Here is a 25,310-nt window from a genome sequence, read left to right as displayed (position 1 = left end):
ACAGGAAAGACCCAAAGCGATGGCTTCCACCCGTAACGGGGCGACCCCGCAGGCCGAACTGGACCTGGCCGACGAGCTCGGCTACCAGCTCGTCCGGTTCGTGCGCCTACTCCACAAGGCGAAATCGCAGGTCGCCAAGCAGGGTCCGGACGGCATCGAGCGCGCGGCCTACGCGATCCTGTTCAGCCTGATCCACGACGGCCCGCAGCGGACGAGCAAGCTCGCCGAGGGCCTGCATTCCGAGATCTCCACGATCTCCCGGCAGAGCAGCTCCCTCGTGCAGCACGGACTGGTCGAGCGCCAGGCCGATCCCGAGGACGGCCGTGCCTGCCTGCTCGCCGCCACCGCGGAGGGCGAGCGCGTGTTCGAAGAGAACCGCAAGCAGCGCAACCTGTGGCTGGCCGGCGTGCTGGCCGAGTGGCCAGAAGAAGACCGCCACACCTTGAACACGCTTCTCGACCGCCTGAACACCGGTATCGAGGAGCACTCTCCACAGATCGCCGACGACCACTCGCCGGTGCAAGCCAAGGGGGCTTAACCGCATGACCCGCACCACCGAAAAACCCGCTCAGCGGCCACCTGCCGCCGAGTTGTCGGCCGAGGGGGAAGGACCACGGCTGTCGCACCGGCAGATCGTGACGATCCTGATCGGCCTGATGTCGGGGATGTTCCTCGCCGCGCTCGACCAGACGATCGTGGGCACCTCGATCGTCAAGATCGCCAACGATCTCAACGGGTTCGACCTGCAGGCGTGGATCACCACCGCCTACCTGATCACCTCGACGATCGTCACGCCGATCTACGGCAAGCTGTCGGACATCTACGGGCGCAAGCCGTTCTACCTGGCCGCGATCACGATCTTCCTCGCCGGTTCGATCGCGTCGACGTTCGCCACCTCGATGTACGAGCTCGCCGCGTTCCGCGCGGTGCAGGGCCTCGGCGCCGGTGGCCTGATGTCGCTGGCGATGACGATCCTCGGCGACATCGTGCCGCCGCGTGAGCGCGCCCGCTACCAGGGCTTCTTCCTCGCCGTGTTCGGTATTTCCACCGTGCTCGGGCCGGTGCTCGGCGGCTTCTTCGCCGGGTTCGACAAGCTGGGCAGCTTCTTCGGCTACGACATCGCCGGCTGGCGCTGGGTGTTCCTGATCAACGTGCCGATCGGCATCGTCGCGCTGTTCGTGGTGGCGAAGGTGCTGAACGTGCCGCACGAACGGCACGACCACAAGATCGACTGGTGGGGCGGGCTCGCGCTCGCCGTCGGCGTGGTGCCGTTCCTGGTCGTCGCCGAGCAGGGCCAGAAGTGGGGCTGGGGCTCGACTTCGGCGATCGTCTGCTACGTGATCGGCGCGGTCGGCATCGTGCTGTTCATCGTGATCGAAAAGCTGATGAAGGACGCCGCGCTCATCCCGATGCGGCTGTTCAAGAACTCGACGTTCACCGTCGCCATCATCGGTGGCTTCATCGTCGGTGTCGCGATGTTCGGCGCGATCATGATGATCCCGCAGTACATGCAGGTGGTGCAGGGCTACACGCCGACGGAATCGGGCCTGCTGATGCTGCCGCTGATGCTCGGCATCATGGGCGCGTCGGTGCTGTCCGGCCAGCTCACCAGCCGCACCGGGCGGTACAAGATCTTCCCGGTGATCGGCACGCTGCTGATCGCGATCGGCGCGTTCTTCTTCGCGCAGGTCGAGTACGACAGCGGCCTGTGGCACCCGTTGCTGGCCGCGTTCATCATCGGCTTCGGCCTCGGCAACTGCATGCAGACGCTGATCATCGCGGTGCAGAACGCGGGCCCGCGCCGGGACATGGGCGTGTCGACCGCGTCGGCCACGTTCTTCCGGCAGATCGGTGGTACCGCGGGTGTCGCGGTGTTCCTGACGATCCTGTTCAACGTGCTGCCCGGCAACATCACGAAGGCCTTCGGTGGCAACACCCCGCCGGGGATGGGCGGCGCGGTCGGCGACCTGCAGTCCAACACCAGCGGGATCGCGAGCCTGCCCGAGGCCATCAAGACCCCGGTGCTGATCGGGTTCACCGACTCGATCTCGACGGTGTTCTACGTCGCGGGCGGCGTCGCGGTGCTGGCGTTCATCGTGCTGCTGTTCATGAAGGAGATCCCGCTCGCGGGTGGCCCCTCGGCCGCCGCCGCGACGCTGGAAGGCGGCGAGGCGCTGCTCGAAGAGGACGAACCGGCGGTGACCGCGGCGGCCACCGGCGCCGAGACCACCACCGAGTTCGACGCGTGGGCGGATGCCGACGCGGCACTCGACGGGCGGGACCGCGAGCCGGAACTGGTCGGTGCGGGCAAGCACTCCCGCATCAGCGAGAACGGCCACGGCGCCTACCCGGCGGCGGCACCCATCACCAATTCGGCGGCAGGAGTGAGCGTGAACGGCTCGGTGGCCTCGAACGGCGCACAGACGATCGCGGGGCACGTCCGGCGGCAGGACGGCTCGTCCGTCGCCGGCGCGGCGCTGACCCTGATCGACCAGCGCGGCCGCCAGGTCGGCAGGGCGACCGGCGGCGGTGGCGGCAGCTACTCGGTCGGCACGCCCGGCCCCGGCACCTACGTGCTGATCGTGTCCGCCCCCGGGCACCAGCCGCAGGCGTCGAGCGTCGTGGTGAACGCGGGCGCGCCCGCGAAGCTGGACCTGACGCTGACCGGGTCCGGCGAAGTCACCGGGCTGGTGCGGGTCGCGGGCCAGGCGACCCCGCTCGGCGCCGCGACCGTGACGCTGACCGACGAGCGTGGCGAGGTCACCGGCGCGTTCATCACGCAGGCCGATGGCGTCTACACCTTCCACGGCGTCGGCGCGGGCAACTACACGCTGGTGGCCAGCGCGGAGAACTTCCGCCCGGTCGCGGTGACGCTCGCGGTGCCGGACAGCGGGCAGCTCCGCCACGACGTCGAGCTGACCGGCGCGGTGCTGCTGGCCGGGACGGCGCGGACCGACGGCGACCGGATCGTGCCGGACGCGCGGATCACGGTGCTCGACGCCGAGGGCAACGTCGCCGCCGTGGCGCGGACCGACGGCGAGGGCCGCTACCTGGTCAGCGACCTGCCCGCGGGCGAGTACACGGTCGTCGCGAGCGGCTACCCGCCCGCGACGAGCCAGGTGAACCTCGCCGGCGGCGGCGAGTCCACGCACGACGTCCGGCTCGGCTACGACCAGACGATCGACGAGTTCGCGGCGGACCACCGGTGACGGGGCTCCGCGCGGATCTCCGCACCACCGAGGGCTGGGCCGTCGAGCACGCGGTGCTCACCGTGACGGACCTGTCCGGCCGCCAGGTGGCCAGGGTGGCCGCGGACGCGAGGGGCACGGCAATGACCGAGCCGCTCGCGCCCGGGGTCTACACCGCGGTGCTCACCGCGGCCGGGTTCACCCCGGTCGCGCGGACCGCGCAGGTCGCCTCGGACGGTTCGGCCTCGCTCGGGGAGATCATCCTGGCGCCGGTGGCGGGGGCCGTCGAGCTCCCGCCGGCCGGGCCGTGGGTGATCGACCCGATGCACTCGTCGGTGGTCGCGACCGCGCGGCACCTCGGGATCGCGAGCATCAAGGCGCGGTTCAGCGAGGTGTCCGGGCGGATCACCATCGGCAGGCCCGCCGAGCAGTCGAGCGTGCACGCCGAGATCAAGACGGCGGGCATCGACACCGGCATCAAGATGCGGGACGACCACCTGCGCTCGCCGGAGTTCCTCGACGTGGAGGCGTACCCGCTGATCTCGTTCACCAGCACCGGGATGCGCCAGCGCGGCGCCGACTCGTGGACGCTGTCGGGCGAGCTGGCGCTGCACGGGCAGATCCGCGAGGTCGATCTCGACCTGACCTACGGCGGGTACGGCCCCGACCCGTGGGGCGGGGTGCGCGCCGCGTTCCACGCGGAGACCCAGCTGCACCGGAACGACTTCGCGATCAACTACAACGCGATGGTGCGGGCTGGGGTCGCCGCGATCGGCACCAACGTGAAGATCGAACTGGACATCCAGGCGCTCCAGGGTGAGTCCCTGCCGGAGTTCTGATGATCTTGGCAAGGGGGCGTTGCCGCGGGTCAGCCGCGGTAACGCCCCCTTCTTCACATAACGGACACGCCGGAAATTCGATTCGGGCACATGCCGGCAACGACGGACACGTAGGCTCATGGCTGTGAACGGGGTGTATGCCGAATCCGCCGGCTTCGGCGTGAGCTGGCTCGATACCGCCGGGCCGACACTGGTCTGGGTCATCGTGCTGAGCTTCGTGTTCGTCGAATGCGCGCTGATCGTCGGCCTGTTCCTGCCCGGCGACTCGCTGCTGTTCGCCGCCGGGGTGGTGCTCGCGCAGCAGGACGCGCCGTGGCACGCGTGGCTGCTTTCGGTCGCCGCGCTGCTCGTCGCCGTGATCGGCAACCACATCGGCTACGTGATCGGGAAGCGCACCGGCACCAAGTTCATCGCCCGCCGCGGCGGCAAGGTGCTGAACCGCCACAACCTCGACCGCGCGCGCTCCTTCCTCGACCGCAAGGGCTTCTTCGCGATCGTCGCCGCGAGGTGGATCCCGTGGATCCGCACGCTGGCGCCGCTGATCGCGGGCACCGCGCGGATGGACCAGCGGCGGTTCCTGCTGGCGACCACGGTCGGCGGCGTGCTGTGGGTGCCGACGCTGGTGCTGCTCGGCTACTACGGCGCGGGCCTGCTGGACCAGATCCCGTGGGTGAAGACGGTCGTGCTGTGGCTGAGCATCGCGTTCTTCGTACTGGGCACGGCCTACGGCGTGTGGCGGTACCGCCAGGAAATGCGGAAGCCCGTCGACGACATCGAATCCGCCCACACCTGACCTTCTCTTCGGCCCCTTGCGCGCATGCCCCGGAGGACGCCTTCGAAGCATGAGACGCACAAATCTCCCCCTCGTGCAGTTCCTGCTCCGCCCTCCTATGCCGCGAAGGTGACCTTCGGGGCATAGAGCGCCCTGAAGGTGCCCTTCGCGGCATCACATTCCCTCAAGGACGCCTTCAGGGCACCCAACGCCGCATTCTCGGCCGTCACAGCGCGGAGCATGGCGCCGCTGATGCCCCGAAGGTGACCTTCGGGGAACCAGACGCCGCAAATCTTCCCCTCGCGCACTTCACCCGAGTGCCGCCGTCCCTGAAGGGCGCCTTCGGGGAACAGAGCGCCCCAAATCGCCCCCTCGCGCCTAAGCTCGTCCGTTAGCGCCCCGTCGCCTTCGCTCGCGCATGCTCTGAAGGACGCCTTGGGGGAATCTGACGCCGCGAAGGTGCCCTTCGCGGCATGCGGCATGCGGCATGCGGCAGCGAAGCGACCCAAGCGGCGAGCCCCGCGAGGGGAGGATTTGTGGCGTCAGATTCCCTCAAGGACGCCTTCGGGGACCCGGCAGCGGCGACCCCAGCCCGCGTACTCACCTGGCCCCAGACCACGAGGCGCGTTTCGGTTTCGAACCGCGTGCGTAGTTTGCGGCGCAGGCGGGGAAAGTGCCTTCCGCGACGATTTCGACGCCCCTACCGGGCGGAAACGTAAGCGCTGGCGCACGACGAAAGCAGTGCCGCAATTCCTGCCGCACTCGCGTTCGGGGCGGCTCAGGGTTCGGGATCGGCCCAGATCTCGAGCTGGATGCCGTCGGGGTCGCGCAGCACCACCACGAGCGAGCCCGGCAGCGTCCGCGACGGTTTCGCCGGCGTGTAGGTCACGCCGTACTCGGCCAGGCGCTCTTCCCACTGTCGCAGGTCGGCCTGCGACGAAACCTTGAAGGCGACGTGGTCGAGGCCGGTGACCCGCTCGTCGAACGGCCGCCGGTCGGCGTACGGGTGCTGCACCAGCGCGACCGAGAACTCTTCACCCGGCGATCTCAGCACCACCTTGCGCAACCCGGTCTCCGCATCTTCGCGCCGCGCGAACTCCACCAGGCCGAGCACCCGCTCGTACCAGGGCACGCTGCGGTCGACGTCGGTGACGGTGAGCGCCAGGTGATGCACACTCGTGAGCTTGGACATGCCGTCCTTCCCACCCTTGTGGGGCTGTCTGAGGAGCGTCGGCCCGGTTCGCCGGTCCCCACGCTTGAACGACTCTTGAGACGCGCAAGATCCGGGTTGGACCGCCTTCACAGCGAAGAGTTACCCACTCGTTTCCCCGCCAATCGGAGAACAAAAACGTCCACAAATAGCCGCCCGCCGCATCCACCCGGGTTATCCACAGGCATTGTGCACAACCCGCAGATCTGTGGACAACTCCTCAGCGGCCACCGCCGACCGGCAGGACAGCGCCGGTCGCGTACGAAGAGGCTGGGGACAACAGCCACAGCACGGCCTCGGCGATCTCCTCGGGACGCCCCGCGCGGCCCATCGGGATGGTCGGCGCGAGCCGGCCGAGCCGGTCCGGCAGGCCCGCCGCCGCGTGCAGGCCGGTTTCGACCATGCCCGGCGCCACCGCGTTGACCCGGACGTCCTCCGCCGCGACCTCCTGCGCGAGCCCGAAGGTCATCGTCTCGACGGCGGCCTTGCTCGCCGCGTAGTGCACCCATTCGCCGGCGGAACCCGTCCGCGCGGCCGTCGAGGACACGTTGACGATCACGCCGCCCTCGCCGCCGTAGCGCGTCGACATGCGGCGCACCGCTTCCCGCGCGCACAGGAACACGCCGGTCACGTTGACGTCCAGCACGCGCCGCACCGTTTCGACGCGCTGGGCGTCGAGCCTGCCCGGCGTGTTGCCGGTGATCCCGGCGTTGTTCACCAGCGCGGTGAGCGTGCCCAGCCCGGCGGCCGCGTCGAACAGCGCGCAGACGTCCGCTTCGACCGCCACGTCGCCGCGCACCGCGACCGCCTTGCGGCCCGCTTCTTCGACGCGTTTCACCACGGTCGCGGCGGCCTGCTCGTCGCCGGCGTAGTTCACCACCACGTCGTAGCCGTGCTGTGCGGCGAGCGCGCACACCTCGGCGCCGATGCCCCGGCTTCCGCCGGTCACGATCAGCACCCCCGTCATACCGGCGATCCTAGATCTCGAAGTTCACCAGCGGCATGTTTTCCAGCACCAGATCCGCGCGGGCCGCGGTGGTCGCGATGATGTCGGCGTTGCGCTGGTCCGAGCCGAGCGCGCGCTGCTGCGCCTCGACGAGCGAGCGGCCGTAACGGCGGTGCCGGGTGACCAGGCGCTGGATGCGCTCCGGCTCGTCGGGCGCGAGGAACCACACCTCGTCGAGCAGCGCCCGCGCACCGCTCCACGGATCTTCGTCGACGAGCAGGTAGTTGCCCTCGGTGATCACCAGCGGCACGTCCGGTGACACCGGGACGGCGCCCGCGATCGGCTCCTCGATCTCGCGGCGGAACTCCGGCGCGTACACGGTTTCCTCGGCGGCTTTCAGGCGCCGCAACAGGTGCACGTACCCGGCGCCGTCGAAGGTGTCCGGCGCGCCCTTGCGCTCGGCGCGGCCGAGCCGGTTCAGCTCCACCTGCGCGAGGTGGAACCCGTCCATCCCGACCACGGCGGCGCGCGTGCCCAGCTTCTCGGCGATGCCCCAGGCGAGCGTGGTCTTGCCGGACGCGGGCGCGCCCACGATGCCGAGCAGCTTCCGCGTTCCCGCCGACGCCAGGGCTTCCGCCCTGCCGAGCAGCTCGTCGAACGACGTCATCCGATTCCCCTTCCCTTGTCGCTGACCGCGGCCAGCCAGCTCCTCGGCCCGGCGTGGCGCACGCGTTCGGCGGCCACCTCGTTGGCGAACCCGATCAGCTCGGGCAGCCCGAGCAGTCTCACGCCGAACGCAAGCGCACCATGCCACACATCGCCCGCGCCGAGCGTATCCCTTGCGGCCACCCGAGGAACCGCGACCTCGCCCGATCCGTCCTTTGTGGACCATCGAACGGGCTCGGGACCCGCGGTGACGACCACCGCCGGCACCCCACGCGCGTGCAGATCCGGTTCCGGCACGCGGAAGTGCGCCGAGCAGGCGGCGATGTCGACCAGCGGCAGCAGCTCGTCGAGCACCGGCTTCCAGCTCCCCGCGTCGAGCACCACCGGGACACCGCGCGCCCGTGCCCAGCGCGCCGCGTTCATCGCCAGCTCGGGGTGGTGCCCGTCGACGAGCACCACCCGCGTGTCCTCCGGCGGCACCGGGAGCGACCCGATCGGGCCGGTCTCGGCGGCGTTGCGCGACACCACGGTCCGCTCGCCATCGCCTTCCCTGACCACGACGTTGCTCAACGCGGGCGGGTCCGGGTGGCCGGGCGCGGCGTCGACAACGGTCACACCACAGGACTCCAGGTCCGCGCGGGCGAGCCCGGCCAGCGGGTGGGCGCCGAGCACGGTGTGCAGGACCGCGCGCCCGCCGAGCGCCGCCACGGTCACCGCCGCGTTCGCCGCGGGGCCACCGGCGGCGACGTCGACCGAGCCCGACTGCACCTTCTCACCCGGCGCCGGGAACCCGTCGACGCGCTGCACGACGTCCACAGTGGACAGACCGGCGAGGAGTACGGTCATTTCAGCCCCGCGCGCACCGCGGCCGCCACCTCTTCCACCGCACCGTCCTCACCGATGCGCAGCGCGCCGGTGATCAGCCCGACGACCTGGTTCATGCTGTGCGTCTTCGGCGACACGACGCCCACCCGCTTGCCGAGCCGGTGCACGTGGATGCGGTCGGCGATGTCGAACACGTGCGGCATGTTGTGGCTGATCAGCACGACCGGCAGGCCGCGCTCGCGGATGCGGTCGATCAGCGCGAGCACCTTGCCGGACTCGGCGACCCCGAGCGCGGCGGTCGGCTCGTCCATGATCACGGCCTTGGTGCCGAACGCCGCCGCGCGCGCCACCGCGACGCCCTGCCGCTGCCCGCCGGAGAGCGTTTCCACCGGCTGCGTGATGGACTTGACCTGAATGCCCAGCTCGTCGAGCACGCGCTGCGCCTCGGTGCGCATGGTCGCCGTGTCGAGCGCGCGGAACAGTCCGAACAGGCCACCGCGGCGCTTTTCCCTGCCGAGGAACATGTTCGACGCGATGTCCTGCGCCGGCGCCAGCGCGAGGTCCTGGTACACCGTCTCGATGCCGTAGCGGCGCGCGTCGATCGGGGTTCTGAAGTGGACGGTCCGGCCGTCCACTTTGATCTCACCGGCATCCGGCACCACGGCACCGGAAAGCGCCTTGATGAGGCTCGACTTGCCCGCCCCGTTGTCACCGACCACGGCGAGCACTTCGCCGGGGTAGAGGTCGAAGTCGGCGCCGTCGATCGCGGTCACCCGGCCGTACCGCTTCACCAACCCGCGCGCGGAAAGGGTTTCCTGCTGCTCGGTCATCAGCGCTGCCTCCTCGCGAGCCGGTCCACGACCACCGCGGCGATCACCAGCGCGCCGGTCGCCACGTCCTGGTACAGCGCGTCCACGCCGAGCTGGGTCAGCCCCGACCGCAGCACGGCGACGACGAGCGCGCCGAGCATCGTGCCGAGCACCGATCCGCGGCCGCCGAACAGGCTGGTGCCCCCGAGCACCACCGCGGTGATCGAGTCGAGGTTGCCGAGCTGGTAGGCGTTCGGGTCGGCGTTGGGCACGCGGCCGAGCGCCTGCCACGCGGCGATCCCGAAGATCACGCCCGCCACCACGTACACCGAAAGCACCGTGCGGTTCACCTTGATCCCGGACAGCCGCGCCGATTCCGGCGCGTTGCCCACCGCGTAGACGTGCTTGCCCCACGCGGTTTTCGTCAGCGCGTACCACATGCCGACGAACATCAGCAGCGCCAGCGTCATCCCGTAGGTCACCGGGATGCCGCCGAAGAGGTAACGGCGGGTGCCGAGCCAGGTGAGCAGGCCGTCGTCGATCCGCACCCCCTGCCCGCCCGCGACGAGCTTCGCGGTCGCGGTGAGCATGGTCAGCATCCCGAGCGTGACGATGAACGGCGGCAGCTTGATCCGCGTGACGAGCGCACCGGTCACAGTGGACAGCAGCGCGGTCGCGATGATTCCCAGCAGCAGCGCGAAGATCCCGGTGACGCCGCCGGCGAGCAGCTTCGCCATCAGCAGCGTGCCGAGCACCATCGCGGCCGCGTTCGACAGGTCGATGCCCGCGGTCAGGATGATCAGCGTCTGCCCGAGCGCGAGCGTGCCGACCACGAGGGACTGCTGCACCACGAGCGACAGGTTGTCGAGGTTGAGGAACGTGTCGGTGGCGATGGAGAACACCGCGACCGCCACGACGAGCGCGAGCGCGGGCCCGACGGCGGGCGCGCGCAGGAAGAACTCGCCGAGCGTCGCGCGTTCCCCGGACTGCGCCGACTGAGCCGACTGAGCCGCGGTCGCCGCCGTCATCACTGACCACCCCAGCAGTTCCGCAGGCCCCACGCGCTGTTCTGGCTCGGCAGGCCGGGCACCGGCTTGTCGGTGATCACGACCGATCCGGTGTCGACGAACCCCTGCGGCTTCTTCCCGGTCTTCGCGTACTCCACGGCCGCGGTCACCCCCTGCTCGGCCATCTTCTTCGGAAACTGCATGACGGTCGCGGCGAGCTCGCCGCTCTTGACGTTCCGCACGCCCTCGCAGCCGCCGTCGATCGAGCCGACGACGACCTGCCCGGTCAGCCCGCGCGCCCGCAGCGCGGCGGCCGCGCCCCGGCCCATCGGCTCGTTCATGGTGTACAGCGAATTGATGTCCGCGGTGCGCTGCAACAGGTTCTCGGTGCCCTGCTGGGCGAGGCTCTGGTCGCCGTTCGCGGGCGTCTTGCCCTTGATCTCCGGCGCGGCGTCGGTCAGGCCCATGCCCTTGAGGAACCCGCCGTGCCGCTGGGTGTCGACCGTGCTGCCCGCGGTGCCGTCGACCATGAAGAACTTCGGGGCCGTGCCCGCGAGCGCGGCCTTGACGTAGGCGCCCTGCTGGCGGCCCGCCTCGAAGTTGTCCGTGGCGAAGGTGGCGTCGACGGCCTCGGCCGGTTCGGTCGCGGTGTCCAGCGCGATCACGAGCACACCCGATTCGCGGGCGCGCTTGATCGCGTCGAGCACGCCGGTCGACGAGCTCGGCGTGATGAGGATGGTGGTCGCGCCCTGCTGCATGAGGTTCTCGATGGCGCGAACCTGGCCGTCGTTGTCACCGTCGAACTGGCCGGCGAGCGCGCTGAAGTCCGCGCCCTGCGCCTTCGCCGCGGCACCGGCGGAGTTGCGGAGTTCGACGAAGTAGGGGTTGGTGTCGGTCTTGGTGACCAGGCCGACCTTGGCCTTGCCGCCGCTTCCGGCGTTCGACCCGCCGCCCCAGTGCCGCTGCACCGTGCAGGCTCCGGCGGTGACCAGCACGGTGACGGCCAGTGCCGTCGCGCGTGCGGTGAGACCACGCTGTCTCATGGGTGGGTACCTCCCGTTCGATGCCGCAGAACGTAGAGCCGCCTATGCTCACTCGCAAGCGTTTGCGCAAACGCTTGCGAGTTGAAAGAGGTGAGCATGCCGCCGTCGAGGTCGACCCGGCCGACCCAGCGCGACATCGCGGAACTCGCGGGGGTGTCGATCACCACCGTCTCACACGTGGTGAACGGGACCCGCGCGGTGGCGGAGGAAACGAAGATCGCCGTGCTGAAGGCGATCGAAACGACCGGCTACACCGGCGACGCGATCGCCCGTTCCCTGGTCACCGGCGGCACGAGATCGCTCGGGGTGGCGATCTCGCTGCTCGCCAACCCGTACTTCGCGGCGGTGATGCGCGCGATCGAGCGGGAGGCGGCGAGCGCCGGGTACACGGTGCTGCTCGCGGACACCCACGACACCGTCGGCACCGAACGCGACACCGTGCGGGCGCTGCGCTCGCGCCGCGTCGACGGGATCCTGCTGACCCCGTCCTCCGGCGACGGCGCGGTGATCAGCGAACTGGTCTCCCTCGGCGTGCCGACCGTGCTCGTCGACCGGCTCGCCACGCGCGGCGACGTCGACCAGGTCGGCAGCGAGAACATCCAGGCCACCTCGGCGCTGACCGAGCACCTCGCCTCGCTCGGGCACCGGCGGATCGGCCTGATCAGCGGCGCGGCGGGCCTGACCACGAGCGACGAGCGCATCCTCGGCTACCGGCTCGGGCTCGGCCGCGGCGGGCTCACCTGGAACCCCGATCTGGTCGAATGTGGACACTCGTCGGCCGAGGGCGGGACCGAGGCGTTCCGCAAGCTCCTCGCGCGGCTCGAACCGCCGACGGCCTTGGTGGTCGGCAACGACAGCATGATGGTCGGCGTGCTGAAGGAGGCCCGCCGCCGCGGTATCCGGATCGGCACGGACCTGCCGGTGGTCGTCTACGACGACGTGGAGTGGGCCGAACTGGTCGACCCGCCGCTCACCACGATGGCGCAGCCGGTCGAGGCGATCGGACGGCAGGCCGTGCGGATGCTGCTCGCCAGGATCGCCGATCCCGACCGCCGCCCGGAAACCGTCCGCCTTCCGCCTACGCTGCGTCACCGAGAATCCTGCGGTTGCGCACTCGTTCACCCACACGCCTGATTCTGCGGCGACTCTGGCCCTTCCCGACCGGATGACACCCGAAACGGGGTTACGGTCACTCGCAAGCGAGTAGGGGCCAGAAATCATGACCGCGGTCAGTCCGGAACTCCCTCTTTGGGACACACCTGTCACCCACCGGTTCGGGGTGGCGATGGCGTTGCACGATCCGTCGAACCCGCACGTCACGCGCGTGGTGCACGCGATCGAGGACGCGGCGGCCGACGCGGGCTGCGCGATCACGCTCGCGGACACCGGCGACAGCGTGGCCACCGAGGCCGAGGTCGTCCGGTCGCTGCGCGAGCAGAACGTCGACGGCGTGCTGTTGTCACCCGCGGCCGGTGACGACTCGGTGGTGACCGGCTTGGTGCGGCTGGGCATCCCGACCGTGCTGGTGGACCACGTGGCGAACCGCAACGACGTGGACCAGTCCGGCGCGGAGAACATCCAGGCGATCTCGGCGCTCGTCCGCCACCTCGGCACCCGCGGGCACCGGCGCATCGGTTTCGTCGCGGACCTCCCCGGCCGCGTGGCCGGCGACGAGCGCGCGCTCGGCTACCGGCTCGGCCTCGGCAGGACGGGCCTGCGCTGGAACCCGGACCTGGTGGCGAACGGCCGAGGCGACGCGAGCGGTGGCGCCGCCGCCGCGGGCAAGCTCCTTGACGACCACCCCGCGCTCTCCGCACTGGTGGTGGCGAACGAAGCGATGCTGGTCGGCGTGCACTACGAACTGCACCGCCGCGGCCTGCGGATCGGCGACCACGTGGCACTGGCCGCCTACGGCGACCCCGCGTGGGCCCGCACCGTCGACCCCGCCCTCACCGTGATGGCCCCACCGGTCGCCGAAATCGGCCGCGCCGCCGTGCACCTCCTGCTGCGCAGGCTCACCACCCCCGAACGACGCCCGGAAACCGTGCGGCTGGCCCCGGAATTCCGGCACCGCGCCTCCTGCGGCTGCTGACCTCCGGTCCACTGTGGACTGTCGCCGTCAGATGAGTGCGGCCACCTGGAAACTTCCTCTTCGATACACACCCCGCGATTCCACCGCCCCGCGAAGCACATTCCATCACACCATCGGGTGCCGAAAGATCGCCAGCCTGCCACAACGGCACCGGCGATTCCGGATCAACGATCACCGATCCACCGCGATAGCGTCGATCTCGATGAGCCAGTCAGACTGCGCCAGCCCCGCGACCTGAACCAGCGTGTCAGCCGGATAAGGCGGCGTGAAGTACTCCTCGCGCAGCCGGACGATCTGATCGAGATGGCTCATGTCGGTCACCATGATGGTCACCTTCACCACGGTGTCGAGGCTGCCCCCGAGCACCGTCCGCAGATTGCGGAACGCCTGGCGCGCCTGGGCTTCAAAACCGCCGACGGTCCGGCCCTGCTCGTCGATCCCGGCCTGGCCGGAGACGAAGACCAGGCCGTTCGCCTTGATGGCCAGGGAAATGCGGTAGGGCTCGTACCAGTCCGGGTCGTGCGTCACGCGCTCGATCGAAGTCATGACCAGAGCGTGTCCCGTACCAGCCAGCACGACAAGTACGGTCTTTTTCAGCCAGTACTATCAAGAAGGATAGTGAGGAGGCGCCATGCCCCGGATCGACGACCTGGCCGACGAGTGCACGGTCGAGGCCGCGCTGGAGGTCATCGGCGGCAAGTGGAAACTGGTCATCCTGCGGCACCTCCTGGACGGCACCATGCGGTTCGGCGAGCTGGACCGGGCGCTGGACGGCATCACGCCACGGATGCTGACCAGGCAGTTGCGCGAACTGGAGGCCGACGGCCTGGTGCTGCGCACCGTGTACCCGCAGGTGCCACCGAAGGTCGAGTACTCGGTGACCGAAATCGGCGAAAGCCTGCGCACGATCACCGGGATGCTCGAACAGTGGGGCCAGGACTACCGGGACCGCACGAGAGACGCGTAAAGCGCGCGGATCAGCCGGTCGTTCTCCGGCGCGGGCCCGCTGGGACAAGGGAACCGCCGCCTGCTGTAGCCGTAGGCGACACCGTTGCGCGGATCGGCGAACGCCTGCTGCCCACCCGCGCCGCTGTGGCCGAACGCACCCTGCCCCAGCACCGGGTACACCTCGGACGTGGCGTGGAAGCCGACTCCGAACGTCTTGTGCTCACGGGTTACCAGGTCGTAGCCGAGCGACTGGATCTGCGCGAACGCGGCGGCGGTGTCCGGTTTCAGCAGCGGAGGCATGCCGTCCACCGAACTGGTCGCGGCCGCGTACATCCTGGCCATGCCGCGCGCCGAGGCAACGCCGCCCAGCGAAGCGGGACCGCCCGCCCTGATCACCCGGAAGTTCGGGAGCCGCCACAGTTCCGGGTTCCGCGGGTGGTTCCGGTTGAACGCGATACCGGGGATACTGTTCGGACCGGTATCGGGCGCGACCGCCCGCTCCGGGGTCATCAGCATCGGTTGTGCGCTCAGGTAACGGGATTCCCGGTCCGCCGGGAGTCCCAAGTAGAAGTCCACTGTGTACGGATCGCGCACCCGCTCGGCGAAGTGCTGCTGGCTGGTCCGCCCGGTGGCGCGGCGCACCACCTCGCCGCTGAGCGCCGCGACGACCAGCGCGTGGTAGCCGAACGCGGTGCCGGGCCGCCAGTACGGGCGCTGCCCGCCGAGCCGGTCGGCGACGATCCGGTCGTCGGCGAGTTCGTCGAGCGCGAATCCCGTGTCCGCGCCGACCAGGCCCGCGCGGTGCGCCAGCACCTCGCGCAAAGTGATGTCCCGCTTGCCTTCCACCGCGAACTCCGGCCAGTAGTGGCTGACCCTCTGGTCCAGGTCGAGCACGCCGTCCTGCACCAGCAGCGCGACGACCAGGTGCGCGGCGCCCTTGCTCGCGGAGAACGCGCCGAGCAGCGAATCGCCGGTGATCTCCGGACCCGTCCACAGATCCACGATCCGCTCGCCGTGCCGGTAGGCCACTACCTGCGCGGCGAAGTCACCGCCCTCCCCAAGGGCGATCGCGGCGAACTCGTCCCGTACCGGCTCGAAACCGGCGGCAACCGTGCCCTCCACCGTTCCTCCTCACCTCGAAAGATCGGCCACAGCCGAAGTGTACGCCTATTAGTGACCACTGGTCACAAACTAGAGTCCCGGTCATGGCCGACGTCACGACAGCCCGCCCCGGACGCCCCGCGCAGATCAACCGCGAGCGGATCGTCGACGCCGCGCTGTCGGCGGGGAACCTCGACACGGTGACCATGCGCGAACTCGCCGCCCGCCTCGAGGTCAGCCACGGCGCCCTCTACCGCTGGGTCAAGAACCGCGACGAGCTGTTCGACCTGGTCAGCGAGGTCATGGTGGAGCGCATCCTGCCCGCCGACGGCCCGCCCCAACGCCACTGGCGGCCCTGGCTCGCGCGCCTCGCCTGGGCCATGCACGACCAGTTCCTCGCGGTGCCCGGCTACGCCACCCGCACCGCCAGGCCGCACCGCCACTCCGGGTCGTTCGGGCGGCTCCGCACCGAGGTCGTCACCGCCTTCACCAACGCGGGCGTCCACCCCGGCCTGGCCGAGCAGAGCTGGTACATCTTCATCACCTCGGTCGTGAGCTGGCTCGCGTCCCAGGAGAACCCGCTCGACCTCGGCGAGCACGCCCCGCGCTACGAGCTGTTCCTCGGCACGCTTCTCCGGGGCTTACCCGCACGAGAACCCGGAACCCGGCGGGGCTAACCGAGCGTGGCGGCGGCCTCCAGCAGAATCCACGCGCCGACCTGAACCGAGAGATCCCGCGCCACAGCACCTTTCGCGGGCACGGCGGAAACCCGTTCTGTCCATTCCGGACCAAACAACGGCCCGCCCCGCGCATCGGCCGCGGAATCCCAGCACGCGTCCGCCGAAGACAGCACGATTCCCGCCGCGGTATCGGATTCCTCGCACGGTGGCAGCTTCCGCGCCGCGAACGCCAGGTAGCGCGCCAGAATTCCGGCGAAGAGCCCGCCGTCCCCGCCGCCCTGCCCCCGGATCACCCCGTCCGGCGCGCAGTGCCCGGACACCGCCCTGATCACCCGCTTCGCCGAGTCCACTTCGGACAATTCGACACAGGCACCGAGGTAAACCCCTTGGCAGTAGGTGTAAATGTGCGGCACGATCTCACCGGTGTCCACCCGGTATCCGTCCCGGACGAGCCCGGTGTCCGGGTCGACGAGCCGTTCGGTCATCCAGTCCAGCAGGCCGCGCGCGTGCTCGGTGTCCCCGGCGCGGGCGTGGAAGATCGCGGCGGGGCCGTTCGCGGGCGCGTTCTTGAACCGATCCCCGCGACGCCACCAGATCCCGCCACCGGCGTCCGGCGTCCACCCCGACCGGAGCCGGTTCGCGATCGCGTCGAGCGCGCCGGGGTCGCCGCCCACCCGCTGCAGCGCGATCCCGAGCCACGCGATGTCGTCGTAGTACTCGTTCACCCAGCTACCGAAGTTCCGCAGCCGGACCGAGCGCGCGAACCGCGCGATGAGCCCGGCGCGCGCCGCCGTCGGCGCGCGGTGCTGCGCGTCCGCGAGCGCCTCCAGCAGATGCGACTGCCACCAGTAGTTCCAGTGCCAGTGCAGCCGCTGGCCGGGATCGGGCGGCCAGCCGCTGCGCCCGAGCACCGTGCCGGGCAGCCCCCACACCGGCCGCAGGTGCCGCACCGTGATCGCCCGTTCGGCCGCCGCCGCGCGTTCCGCCCTCATCCCGCCATCTTCCCTTGCCCCGCGACATACCGCTCGGTATGTTCGGGCACTATGACCACCGCGAACGTCACCTGCCCGTTGTGCGAGGCGTGCTGCGGCCTCGAAGTCACCTTCGACGGACCGGCGGTGAAAGGCGTCCGCGGCGACGCCGACGACGTGTTCTCGAAGGGGTACGTGTGCCCGAAGGGCGCGTCGCTCGGCGCGCTGCACCACGACCGGGACAGGCTGCGCACGCCGCTGGTCAAGCGCGAAGGCGAGTTCGTCGAGGTCGGCTGGGACGAGGCGTTCGCCGAGATCGACGCGAGGCTGCGCCCGATCCTCGACGAGCACGGCCGCGACGCGGTCGCCGTCTACGCGGGCAACCCCGGCGTGCACAACACCGCGCTCGCGCTGTACGGCCGCGTGTTCTACAAGGCGCTCGGCACCAAGAACTTCTACACGGCGGGCTCGGTCGACCAGCTCCCGAAGCACCTTTCCTGCGGCTACCTCTTCGGCGACCCGCTCTCCATCCCGGTGCCCGATCTCGACCGCACCGGCCACCTGCTGCTGCTCGGCGCCAACCCGCTGGTGTCCAACGGCAGCCTGATGACCGCGCCGGACACCCGCGGCAGGCTCAGGGCGATCCAGGCGCGGGGCGGCCGGATCGTGGTCGTCGACCCGAAGCGCACGCGCACCGCCGAACTCGCCGACGAGCACCACTGGATCCGGCCCGGCACCGACGCGCTGCTGCTGTTCGCACTGGTCAACGTCCTGTTCGCGGAGAACCGCGTCGCGCCGGGGCACCTCGCGGAGCACGTGAACGGGCTCGGCGAGGTCCGCGAACTCGCCCGCCCGTTCACCCCGGACGCCGTCGCGGGGCACACCGGGATCGAGGCCGCCGAGATCCGCCGGATGGCACTGGACCTCGCCGACGCCGAGCGCGCCGCCGTGTACGGGCGCATCGGCACCACGACGCAGTCGTTCGGCACGGTCGCGAGCTGGCTGGTGGACGTGCTGAACGTGCTCACCGGCAACCTCGACCGGCCGGGCGGGGTGCTGTTCCCGCTGGCCGCGGCCGGGCAGGCGAACAGCGCGCACGGCAAGCGCCGCCCGTTCACCGCGGGCCGGTGGCGGACCAGGGTGCGCGGCCTGCCGGAGGTGTTCGGCGAAGTACCGGTGGCCACGCTCGCCGACGAGATCCTGACCCCCGGCGACGGCAGGGTCCGCGCGCTCGTCACGGTGAGCGGCAACCCCGCGCTGAGCGCCCCGAACGGCGAGCGGCTCGCGGAAGCGCTGGGGCGGCTCGACTTCCAGCTCTCCCTCGACGTGTACCTGAACGAGACCACGCGGCACGCCGACGTCATCCTGCCCGGCCCGAGCCCGCTGGAACGCCCGCACTACGACGTCACGTTCTACCAGCTCGCGGTGCGGAACGTGGCGAACTGGACCCCGGCCGCGCTCGGCACCGCACTGCCGCAGGAGTGGGAAACCATGCTGCGGCTGACCGCGATCGTCACCGGGCAGCCCGCCGCCGAACTATCCGCGATGGACGATTTCGTGGCCGCCGAAGTGGCGCGGCGGTCCGGAGTGGACAGTGCGCTCGCCGGTGACCGCACCGGGCCCGCGCGGCTGATCGACCTGATGCTGCGCGGCGGCCCGTACGACCTGGCACTGGCCGATCTCGAAGCGGCGCCGCACGGCGTCGACCTCGGACCGTTGCGCCCGCGCGTGCCCGGCGTGCTCAACACGGCCAGCGGCCGCATCGAACTCGCCCCGGAGCCGATCACCTCGGACGTGCCGAGGCTGGCGGCCGAGCTCGGTGCCACGCCGAGCCCGCTCGTGCTGATCGGCAGGCGGCACCTCAGCTCCAACAACTCCTGGATGCACAACCTCGAACCGCTCGTGCGCGGCTCCAACACCTGCACCGTCCAGGTGCACCCCGACGACGCTCGGCGCCTGGGCCTCACCGACGGCGGGCTCGCGAACGTGGGATCGGCCGCGGGGAAGATCGCCGTGCCGGTCGAGGTGACCGAGAAGATCCGGCCCGGCGTGGTCAGCATCCCGCACGGCTGGGGCCACGGCGGCGACGGCACGCGGACCAGGGTCGCCGCCGCGCACGCCGGGGTCAACACGAACCTGCTGACCGACGAAACCCGGCTCGACGCGTTGTCCGGCACCGCGGTCCTCAATGGGATTCCGGTGGAGGTCACCCCCGCCTAGGCGCTTACCCGCCCGGGAAAGTCACCACGCATCGCCGAGATCGGCGTGCTGGCGGACCCAGGTGTGCATCACGATGCCCGCCGCGACACCCGCGTTGATCGAGCGGGTCGTGCCGAACTGCGCGATCGACACCACCACCGAGGCGACTTCCTGTGCGGCACCGGAAAGCCCCGGTCCCTCCTGTCCGAACAGGAGCACGCAGTCGCGGGGCAGTTCGACCGTTTCGAGTGGACTCGCGCCCGGTGTGTTGTCGACGCCGACCACCGCGAGGTTCCGTGCCGCGGCGTGGGCGAGCAGGCCGGTCACGTCCTCGTGGTGTTCGAGGTGCTGGTACCGGTCGGTGACCATGGCGCCGCGGCGGTTCCACCGGCGGCGGCCGACGATGTGCACGGCCGCCGCCGCGAACGCGTTCGCGGTGCGCACCACGGTGCCGATGTTGTGATCGTGCTGGAAGTTCTCGATCGCCACGTGGAACGGGTGCCGACGGGTGTCCACATCGGACACGATGGCCTCGCGGCGCCAGTAGCGGTACGGGTCGACCACGTTGCGGCGGTCGCCGTTTTCCAGCAGCTCGGGGTCGTACCGCGGGTCGTCCGGCCACGGGCCGTCCCACGGGCCGACGCCGACCTCCTCGCGCGCGCCCCACTCGCTCGGCCCGGTCACCGCCGAGCCATCCGGTTCTCCCACGCGTACGAACAGACCACCCACACCGGGGTGATTGTTCCCTAGCCGAGGCCGATGGGGTGGCCCGGCACCTGGTCACCGTGCTGGACGCGGCGCCAGCGCTGGTACGCGCCGATGTAGGAGATCACGACCACGCCGAACGCGATGACCGCGATCAGCGGCAGCCACGCCCTCGGGAACACGGTGTCGTAGAGGTAGTAGGCGTTGAACCCGCCGGGAAGATCGGTGAGGCCCTGCTGGTGGCGGAAGAAGTTCTCCAGCGCGGTCAGCGGGCAGGGAATGGGAAAAGTATTCACGGCGACGCCCCACACCGCGAAAGAAACGTGCACGAAGATGGCCTTCGGCCAGCGCCACGCGAGGAAGCCCCCGAAGCCGATGTAGACCAGCGCGAGGATGTGCACGAGGACGGTCAGGTCGGCGAGAAACCGGTACATGCGCACATCCCCCTTTTCACAGTCACTTCACGTCCGACCGTACTCCTCGACGGCTGAGAACCGGTCGACAAAGTGATCTAGAGACCACCATCGGGCGGTGGGTCCTCCGGGGAAAGCTCCTGCGGCCCGTGCCCCGGATAGGGCGTGGGCGATTCGCGGGGATAGTCCTCCGGCTCGCCGTCTCCCCGCGACCGGCGGGGGGACGGCGGCTGGTGCCCTGGTCGCTCGGGTGGTGTACCCGGCTTCTCCGGTTTCTCCACGTCAACGACGCTACAACCGGGTCAGGGCGTGCGCATCAGGGTTTTCCCCCGAGCGAACACGGGTATCAGCCCTACAGCGCGCGGGCGCCCGTCTTGGTAGTGAGGCGGAATTCGAGCACGACGGGGAGCGCGTCGAGGTCGAGCGCGCGCCGCAGCCTCGGCACCGCGTCCTCGTCGATGCGCTCGCGCAGTTCGCCGAGGTCGGCGCCCTGTTCGGTGCCGACGGTGAGGTAGAGCGTCGGGTCCTCCCGGCGGCCGGCGAGGGTGGCGTTGACCGAGCGGACGCCTTGGTAGGCGGTGATCTCCCCGGCCAGGGGCTCGGTGGCGACGGACCCGTTCAGCCGGGTCCCGCCGCGTTCGGGTTCGCTCTCGAAGCGCCAGGTGCCCGGCCTCGGGCGGCGGAACGCCTGCGCGGCGAGCAGCCGGAGGCACAGCAGCCCGAGCACGACCGCCACCGCGATCGCCGCGTAGTACGCCCAGGTCGGCGGCGCGGACAGGGACGGGACCACCGGCGAGGACGGGTCCAGCACCCGCAGCGCCCCGAAATGGGTCACCAGTGCGAACGCGCCCGCGGCCAGCAGCACGAGGCCGAGCACGGCCAGCAGCGCGCGGTTCACCCGCGCGGGCCGGTTCAGATTCGCCATCAGCTGCTCCTCGTCTTCTTCACGCGAACCCGGACGCGGGGGCGCTTCGCGGGCGCGATCTGGTCGAGCCGTGTTTCGAGCGCGGAGGAAACCGCGCCGGTGAGCCCCTCGGTCACCGTCCGGCCCGTCCGCACGCGCGCGGTCAGCTTCCTGGCCCGCAGCTTCACCTTCGCCGACGAAACGCCGTCGACCGAAGCCGCGGTCTGGCGCAGTTCGCCGTGCACGCTGCGCCGCGTCGCCCCGGAGGTCTCGTCGCGACCGGACGGCGCGAGCGGCAGCACGATCGGCTTGCCCGGCAGTACCGCCGCGAGCAGCAGCACGAGCCCGACGACCGCGGCCACGCCCCCGGCGACGAGCACCGGCACGCCGTCCCAGGTCATCCCGTGCACGGTGTCCAGCGCGGTGTCGAAGGTCAGCCACGGCCGGCCGCCGAGCAGGTACTGGACACCCGAAACGGCGACGAAGACGCAGGCGGCCAGCACGACGAGCGCGACCAGCGCGGCGGGCAGGCTGCGGCGCGGGCGCCGGATCACTGCACCCTCCGCTTCCCGGTCTCCTCGGACCGCAGCGCGGTCACCACGATGTCCACCTTCGGCACGGTGAGCCCGGTGAGCGCGGCGGTCCGCGCCATCAGGTGCGCCCGCGCGGCCTCGGTGGTGCGCGCGACCGACTCCGGGTAGCGCACCTCGAGCGAGACGGTCAGCGTGGCCGATTCGCGGTCGATCGCGGCGTCGACCTTCGCACCGTCTCCGACACCGGGAACCTCGGCGACCGCGTGCGCGGCGATCTTTTTGACGGTGCGCGGTTCGAGGGTGGTGCGCCCCCGTTCGGCGCCGTCGTCCTTTTCGACGTCGACCGTCTGCTCTTCGACGTCCTCGGCGCGATGCCTCGCGGCGGGCGCTTCGACTGCGAGCGACATCGGGCTACCCCCGGTCCCGTCCCGCGCCGACGAGCGCGGAGAGGTCCAGCTTGCCGTCGAGCCACCGGCCGGCGAGCAGGCCGAGCGCGCCGAGCACGAGGACGATGACGAAGGCCGGGAACCCGCCGAACGCGGCCGCGAAACCGAGCGCGAGCCCGACGATGAGCCCGTAGAGCGTGCCGTTCATGACGATCTCCTTCTCCGAAGGAACCGGGCCGCCGCGCGGGTGCGCGGCGGCCGCCTGGCTCACTGGACCCGGTCGTTCTGGGGCTCGTCCTCGTCACCGGGGATGTGCACGTCGTTGACGTTGATGTTGACCTCGACGACCTCGAGCCCGGTCATCTGCTCGATCGCGGTGATCACGTTCTTGCGCACCGAGCGCGCGAGGTCGGCGATGGAAACGCCGTACTCCACCAGGAGCTGAAGGTCGATCGCGGCCTGCTTCTCGCCGACCTCGACCGACACGCCCTGCCCCGCGCTCGCGCTGGCGCCGGGGATGCGCTCGCGCAGCGCGCTGAACGCACGCGCCGCGCCGCCGCCGAGGTCGTAGACGCCGCTCACCTCACGGGCGGCGAGGCCGGCGATCTTCTGCACCACCGTGTCCGCGATGGTGGTCGCGCCCTGCTTCGTCACCAGCGCGCTCACCTCGGTGGTGTTGCCGGGCTTGGAAACGGTGGTGCTCTTCTCCGCGGTCGAGGTGCTCATGAACGGTTCTCCCTCTGGTTGCTGTGTCTTGGACCGGAGCTGTCTTGGGCCGGGGCTCGTTTACTACCCCGATACCCTGTAGACACAGCACTTCGGAGAACGTCACGACCCGATCGTGTGGTCCCGATCACGCATCGGTGTGAACGCTTCACCGTCGATGTCGGCGACGACGAGCGTGAGCGCGGCCGTCTCCCACGCGGTGCCGCGCAGGATCGGGCGCACCGCGCCCTCGGCGGCGCGCAGCAACGGGGGAAGTGGCAGTTTCGTTGCCACGAAACGGATCCGCACCACTTCGTCGTCGAGATCGACGGCGAGGGACTGCCAGTCCCACCACATCCAGGTCTGGTTCGGCGGCGCCAGCGGGGTCGCCGGGCGCAGGCCGTCGACCTTGGCGAGCGCGTCGAGCAGTTCCGCGACCAGATCGGTCTTCGCCATCACCGCGTCCCCGGCTCGATGTCCAAAATAGACACCGTCACCGCCGAGACGGCGAGCCCGGTCTGCGCGGCCACCTCGCGGGAGACGGCGCGCTGCACCGCCTGGCCGACCGCCGCGGCCTGATCGATCGACGAAGTCACCAGGTCCACCTTCACCTCGGCCTGCCCGTCGACGATCTTCGCGGTGACGCCGTCCGCGGGCGCCGGGGTCAGGCCTTCCCAGCGCTGGCGCGCCGCGCGCCCCCACGCGGTGACGAGCCCGACCAGTCCCGGTTCGAGCCGCACCACGCCCGGCGTCGCGATCGCCGCGCGCGCGGCCACGCTGGACACCACGGTGTCGCTGATGACGTACTCCGCCACCGGCTCCGTTGCTGTCATCACCCATCCGCCTCGTACACGTCGTCCACGATCAGGTTCAAGCGCTCGAGACGCAGGCCGACCCGTGCCGCCGCGGCGGCGCTGACCCGCTCCCTCACCTCAGTCAACGCCTCACTGCCGGTAACGTTCCGCAGACTCACCGCAAGGGTGAGGTCCACTTCCACGATCGCTTCGCCGCCGTCGCCGATGCCGACCGTGCGGACCCGGCAGCGGCGGGCCCTGATCCCGGTGACCGCGTCCGCGGCGAACCGCAGCACCACCGCGACCGCCTGCTCGCTCACCTCGACCACGCCCGGCTCGGGGCTCGGCAGCCGCATCATGTGCCCGCGCCGCACCTCCGCCCGCACCGCCGACATGATCTTGCCGACCAGGTCGGGGGAGGGCTGGTCGGCCTCGGCCACCAGCTCGTCGGTCGCCGCGCGCAGCGCCTGCAGGCTCTCCCGCGCCGTGCGGCAGTGCGGGCAGCTCAGCTCGTGCTCGTCGGCGCGCCCGGCGCCGACCTCGTCGAGCCGTTCCCACACCTGTTCCAGATCGCGCTCGCAGGGGAGCTCGTAGTTCACCGCCATGGCCGCATCACCTCTGCCAGCTGGGCACGCGCCCGCGCGATGCGTCCGCGCACCGCCGTGCTGTTCGTCCCCACTATCCGGCCGATCTCGTCGTAGGACCGGCCGTGTGCCTCGCGGAGCAGCCAGCACGCCCGTTGCTCGGCGGTGAGCTGCTGCAACGCCTTTTCGAGTGCCTCCAGCTGCGCGCTGACCTGGACCGCGTGCTCCGGTCTCGTCTCCGCCCTCGGTGACTCGGTGGTCTCGTAGTCCGCCTCGGCGACCGGGCGCCGCGCACGGATGTGGTTGAGGCACCGGTTCGTGGTGGCCCGGTAGAGCCAGCCGACGAACGCCGCGTCCTCCTGCAGCTGGCCGAGCCTGCGCCACGCGGTGAGGAAGACCTCCTGCACCACGTCCTCCGCGTCCGATCTGCTGGCCAGCATGCGGGAGGCGAGCCGGAACATCGGGCCCTGGTAGCGCAGCACGAGCTGCTCGTACGCGCGGACGTCGCCCTGGCGCGCTCTGGCGACGAGCGTCTCGTCGTCGAGCGGGGCAGGCGGGTGTTCCCCCGCGCTGGTCGTCGTGCTCACGGCACCTCCCATGACCCCTTGGACACTCCGGAGCCCGAAACGTCACGGTCGAATTATGGGTGAGCGTCGTCACCCGCGCCCTGGCGTGAGGATCCGGCGCGCCGCGGTGTCGAGCGGGGCGAGGACGGCCCGGGCCCGGTGCCGTCACCAGCGAAGGGAGCCAGCATGTCTTTCGGCAACAAGGCCGACGATCTCGGCGGCAAGGCGAAGGAGGCCGCGGGCAAGGTCACCGGCGACGACCAGCTCCAGGGCGAGGGCAAGGCGGACCAGGCGAAGGCCGGGGTCGCGGACGCCGTGGAGAACGTGAAGGACGCCGTCTCCGGTGCCGCGGACAAGGTCAAGGGCGCCTTCAAGAAGTGACCGGCGGGGCGGGTGGCCGCTCGGGCCGCCCGCCCGGCTCGGG

Annotated in this window: 31 protein-coding genes; 10 read left to right on the top strand and 21 right to left on the bottom strand. The window is 70.7% G+C overall.

Translation table 11 applies throughout. The features are described from left to right. Positions 1-19: 19 nt before the first annotated feature. The 4 genes from ABD256_RS32640 (at position 20) to ABD256_RS32625 (ending at position 4,820) form a co-directional block, all read left to right on the top strand. On the top strand, positions 20-538 hold the full coding sequence (locus tag ABD256_RS32640) for a MarR family winged helix-turn-helix transcriptional regulator (RefSeq protein WP_344427902.1): 519 nt from the start codon (positions 20-22) through the stop codon (positions 536-538). A gap of 4 nt (positions 539-542) precedes the next feature. Beyond that, positions 543-3,209 (top strand): MFS transporter, encoded by a 2,667-nt coding sequence (locus ABD256_RS32635; RefSeq protein ID WP_344427899.1) that lies wholly within the window; start codon positions 543-545, stop codon positions 3,207-3,209. After that, positions 3,206-4,027 (top strand): YceI family protein, encoded by an 822-nt coding sequence (locus tag ABD256_RS32630; protein ID WP_344427896.1) that lies wholly within the window; start codon positions 3,206-3,208, stop codon positions 4,025-4,027. Before ABD256_RS32635 ends, ABD256_RS32630 begins: the two co-directional genes overlap by 4 nt. Positions 4,028-4,151: 124 nt before the next feature. Then, a complete protein-coding gene (locus ABD256_RS32625; RefSeq protein WP_344427893.1) occupies positions 4,152-4,820 on the top strand; it encodes a DedA family protein in 669 nt (222 codons plus the stop codon). 757 nt (positions 4,821-5,577) lie between these two features. Here the strand turns inward: ABD256_RS32625 and ABD256_RS32620 are convergent. The 7 genes from ABD256_RS32620 to ABD256_RS32590 all read right to left on the bottom strand — a co-directional run bounded on the left by ABD256_RS32620 (position 5,578) and on the right by ABD256_RS32590 (position 11,305). Next, positions 5,578-5,991, bottom strand: a complete 414-nt coding sequence (locus tag ABD256_RS32620; RefSeq protein ID WP_344427890.1) for a VOC family protein — start codon at positions 5,989-5,991, stop codon at positions 5,578-5,580. Between the two features lie 238 nt (positions 5,992-6,229). Then, positions 6,230-6,976, bottom strand: coding sequence for an SDR family oxidoreductase (locus ABD256_RS32615; protein WP_344427887.1), 747 nt, complete (start codon positions 6,974-6,976; stop codon positions 6,230-6,232). 10 nt (positions 6,977-6,986) lie between these two features. Further along, complete coding sequence (locus tag ABD256_RS32610; protein ID WP_344427884.1) at positions 6,987-7,622, bottom strand: nucleoside/nucleotide kinase family protein; 636 nt, start codon at positions 7,620-7,622, stop codon at positions 6,987-6,989. Beyond that, positions 7,619-8,467 (bottom strand): PfkB family carbohydrate kinase, encoded by an 849-nt coding sequence (locus ABD256_RS32605; protein ID WP_344427881.1) that lies wholly within the window; start codon positions 8,465-8,467, stop codon positions 7,619-7,621. The genes ABD256_RS32610 and ABD256_RS32605 overlap by 4 nt, the downstream gene beginning before the upstream one ends. Next, the gene (locus tag ABD256_RS32600) at positions 8,464-9,276 is read right to left on the bottom strand and encodes an ATP-binding cassette domain-containing protein (RefSeq protein WP_344427878.1); all 813 of its coding nucleotides are present in this window, start codon (positions 9,274-9,276) and stop codon (positions 8,464-8,466) included. Before ABD256_RS32600 ends, ABD256_RS32605 begins: the two co-directional genes overlap by 4 nt. Continuing rightward, entirely contained in the window at positions 9,276-10,283 is a 1,008-nt protein-coding gene (locus tag ABD256_RS32595; RefSeq protein WP_344427875.1) for an ABC transporter permease, read from the bottom strand. Before ABD256_RS32595 ends, ABD256_RS32600 begins: the two co-directional genes overlap by 1 nt. Next, positions 10,283-11,305: a substrate-binding domain-containing protein gene (locus tag ABD256_RS32590; protein WP_344427872.1), complete on the bottom strand. Its 1,023-nt coding sequence runs from the start codon at positions 11,303-11,305 to the stop codon at positions 10,283-10,285. The genes ABD256_RS32595 and ABD256_RS32590 overlap by 1 nt, the downstream gene beginning before the upstream one ends. Positions 11,306-11,401: 96 nt before the next feature. Between ABD256_RS32590 and ABD256_RS32585 the strand changes: the two genes are divergently transcribed. After that, positions 11,402-12,439 carry a LacI family DNA-binding transcriptional regulator gene (locus tag ABD256_RS32585; protein ID WP_344427869.1) on the top strand — a complete coding sequence of 346 codons (1,038 nt, stop codon included), beginning with the start codon at positions 11,402-11,404 and terminating at the stop codon, positions 12,437-12,439. Positions 12,440-12,524: 85 nt separating this feature from the next. Further along, positions 12,525-13,397 (top strand): LacI family DNA-binding transcriptional regulator, encoded by an 873-nt coding sequence (locus ABD256_RS32580; protein ID WP_344427866.1) that lies wholly within the window; start codon positions 12,525-12,527, stop codon positions 13,395-13,397. Positions 13,398-13,568: 171 nt separating this feature from the next. On the opposite strand, the gene ABD256_RS32575 is transcribed toward ABD256_RS32580, so the two are convergent. Further along, positions 13,569-13,943, bottom strand: a complete 375-nt coding sequence (locus ABD256_RS32575) for a RidA family protein (protein WP_344427864.1) — start codon at positions 13,941-13,943, stop codon at positions 13,569-13,571. A gap of 85 nt (positions 13,944-14,028) precedes the next feature. Here ABD256_RS32575 and ABD256_RS32570 point away from each other — a divergent pair, with 85 nt between their 5' ends. Further along, positions 14,029-14,364, top strand: a complete 336-nt coding sequence (locus ABD256_RS32570; protein WP_344427862.1) for a winged helix-turn-helix transcriptional regulator — start codon at positions 14,029-14,031, stop codon at positions 14,362-14,364. Here ABD256_RS32570 and ABD256_RS32565 read toward each other — a convergent pair. After that, positions 14,337-15,467, bottom strand: a complete 1,131-nt coding sequence (locus ABD256_RS32565) for a serine hydrolase domain-containing protein (protein WP_344427859.1) — start codon at positions 15,465-15,467, stop codon at positions 14,337-14,339. The two genes, ABD256_RS32570 and ABD256_RS32565, sit on opposite strands and share 28 nt — an antisense overlap. Before the next feature lie 83 nt (positions 15,468-15,550). Here ABD256_RS32565 and ABD256_RS32560 point away from each other — a divergent pair, with 83 nt between their 5' ends. Beyond that, positions 15,551-16,123, top strand: coding sequence for a TetR/AcrR family transcriptional regulator (locus ABD256_RS32560; protein WP_344427856.1), 573 nt, complete (start codon positions 15,551-15,553; stop codon positions 16,121-16,123). Here ABD256_RS32560 and ABD256_RS32555 read toward each other — a convergent pair. Beyond that, on the bottom strand, positions 16,120-17,118 hold the full coding sequence (locus ABD256_RS32555; protein ID WP_344427853.1) for a glycoside hydrolase family 76 protein: 999 nt from the start codon (positions 17,116-17,118) through the stop codon (positions 16,120-16,122). The genes ABD256_RS32560 and ABD256_RS32555 overlap by 4 nt on opposite strands. A 51-nt stretch (positions 17,119-17,169) precedes the next feature. Here ABD256_RS32555 and ABD256_RS32550 point away from each other — a divergent pair, with 51 nt between their 5' ends. Continuing rightward, positions 17,170-19,317, top strand: a complete 2,148-nt coding sequence (locus ABD256_RS32550) for a molybdopterin-dependent oxidoreductase (RefSeq protein ID WP_344427850.1) — start codon at positions 17,170-17,172, stop codon at positions 19,315-19,317. A gap of 21 nt (positions 19,318-19,338) precedes the next feature. Here the strand turns inward: ABD256_RS32550 and ABD256_RS32545 are convergent, their stop codons facing one another. From ABD256_RS32545 to ABD256_RS32495, 11 genes are all read right to left on the bottom strand, one after another. Beyond that, positions 19,339-20,004: a TrmH family RNA methyltransferase gene (locus ABD256_RS32545; RefSeq protein ID WP_344427847.1), complete on the bottom strand. Its 666-nt coding sequence runs from the start codon at positions 20,002-20,004 to the stop codon at positions 19,339-19,341. Positions 20,005-20,042: 38 nt separating this feature from the next. Next, a complete protein-coding gene (locus tag ABD256_RS32540) occupies positions 20,043-20,435 on the bottom strand; it encodes a DUF2784 domain-containing protein (RefSeq protein ID WP_344427845.1) in 393 nt (130 codons plus the stop codon). Between the two features lie 331 nt (positions 20,436-20,766). After that, positions 20,767-21,339 carry an alkaline shock response membrane anchor protein AmaP gene (locus tag ABD256_RS32535; RefSeq protein WP_344427843.1) on the bottom strand — a complete coding sequence of 191 codons (573 nt, stop codon included), beginning with the start codon at positions 21,337-21,339 and terminating at the stop codon, positions 20,767-20,769. Then, positions 21,339-21,872 (bottom strand): DUF6286 domain-containing protein, encoded by a 534-nt coding sequence (locus tag ABD256_RS32530; protein WP_344427840.1) that lies wholly within the window; start codon positions 21,870-21,872, stop codon positions 21,339-21,341. Before ABD256_RS32530 ends, ABD256_RS32535 begins: the two co-directional genes overlap by 1 nt. Next, positions 21,869-22,258, bottom strand: a complete 390-nt coding sequence (locus ABD256_RS32525) for an Asp23/Gls24 family envelope stress response protein (protein ID WP_344427837.1) — start codon at positions 22,256-22,258, stop codon at positions 21,869-21,871. Before ABD256_RS32525 ends, ABD256_RS32530 begins: the two co-directional genes overlap by 4 nt. Before the next feature lie 4 nt (positions 22,259-22,262). After that, the gene (locus ABD256_RS32520; protein WP_344427835.1) at positions 22,263-22,445 is read right to left on the bottom strand and encodes a hypothetical protein; all 183 of its coding nucleotides are present in this window, start codon (positions 22,443-22,445) and stop codon (positions 22,263-22,265) included. A gap of 59 nt (positions 22,446-22,504) precedes the next feature. Continuing rightward, the gene (locus tag ABD256_RS32515) at positions 22,505-22,963 is read right to left on the bottom strand and encodes an Asp23/Gls24 family envelope stress response protein (RefSeq protein ID WP_344427832.1); all 459 of its coding nucleotides are present in this window, start codon (positions 22,961-22,963) and stop codon (positions 22,505-22,507) included. 102 nt (positions 22,964-23,065) lie between these two features. Continuing rightward, positions 23,066-23,398 carry a hypothetical protein gene (locus ABD256_RS32510; RefSeq protein ID WP_344427829.1) on the bottom strand — a complete coding sequence of 111 codons (333 nt, stop codon included), beginning with the start codon at positions 23,396-23,398 and terminating at the stop codon, positions 23,066-23,068. Continuing rightward, entirely contained in the window at positions 23,398-23,775 is a 378-nt protein-coding gene (locus tag ABD256_RS32505; RefSeq protein ID WP_344427826.1) for an Asp23/Gls24 family envelope stress response protein, read from the bottom strand. The genes ABD256_RS32510 and ABD256_RS32505 overlap by 1 nt, the downstream gene beginning before the upstream one ends. Further along, the gene (locus ABD256_RS32500; protein WP_344427823.1) at positions 23,775-24,341 is read right to left on the bottom strand and encodes an Asp23/Gls24 family envelope stress response protein; all 567 of its coding nucleotides are present in this window, start codon (positions 24,339-24,341) and stop codon (positions 23,775-23,777) included. Before ABD256_RS32500 ends, ABD256_RS32505 begins: the two co-directional genes overlap by 1 nt. After that, positions 24,332-24,919, bottom strand: coding sequence for an RNA polymerase sigma factor (locus ABD256_RS32495; protein ID WP_425546560.1), 588 nt, complete (start codon positions 24,917-24,919; stop codon positions 24,332-24,334). The genes ABD256_RS32500 and ABD256_RS32495 overlap by 10 nt, the downstream gene beginning before the upstream one ends. Positions 24,920-25,072: 153 nt before the next feature. Here ABD256_RS32495 and ABD256_RS32490 point away from each other — a divergent pair, with 153 nt between their 5' ends. Beyond that, positions 25,073-25,267, top strand: coding sequence for a CsbD family protein (locus tag ABD256_RS32490; protein WP_344427817.1), 195 nt, complete (start codon positions 25,073-25,075; stop codon positions 25,265-25,267). The last annotated feature ends 43 nt before the right edge of the window (positions 25,268-25,310 follow it).

This window comes from Amycolatopsis minnesotensis, from assembly GCF_039529815.1.
Classification (GTDB): domain Bacteria; phylum Actinomycetota; class Actinomycetes; order Mycobacteriales; family Pseudonocardiaceae; genus Amycolatopsis; species Amycolatopsis minnesotensis.
This window is presented reverse-complemented; position numbering and strand designations above follow the sequence as displayed.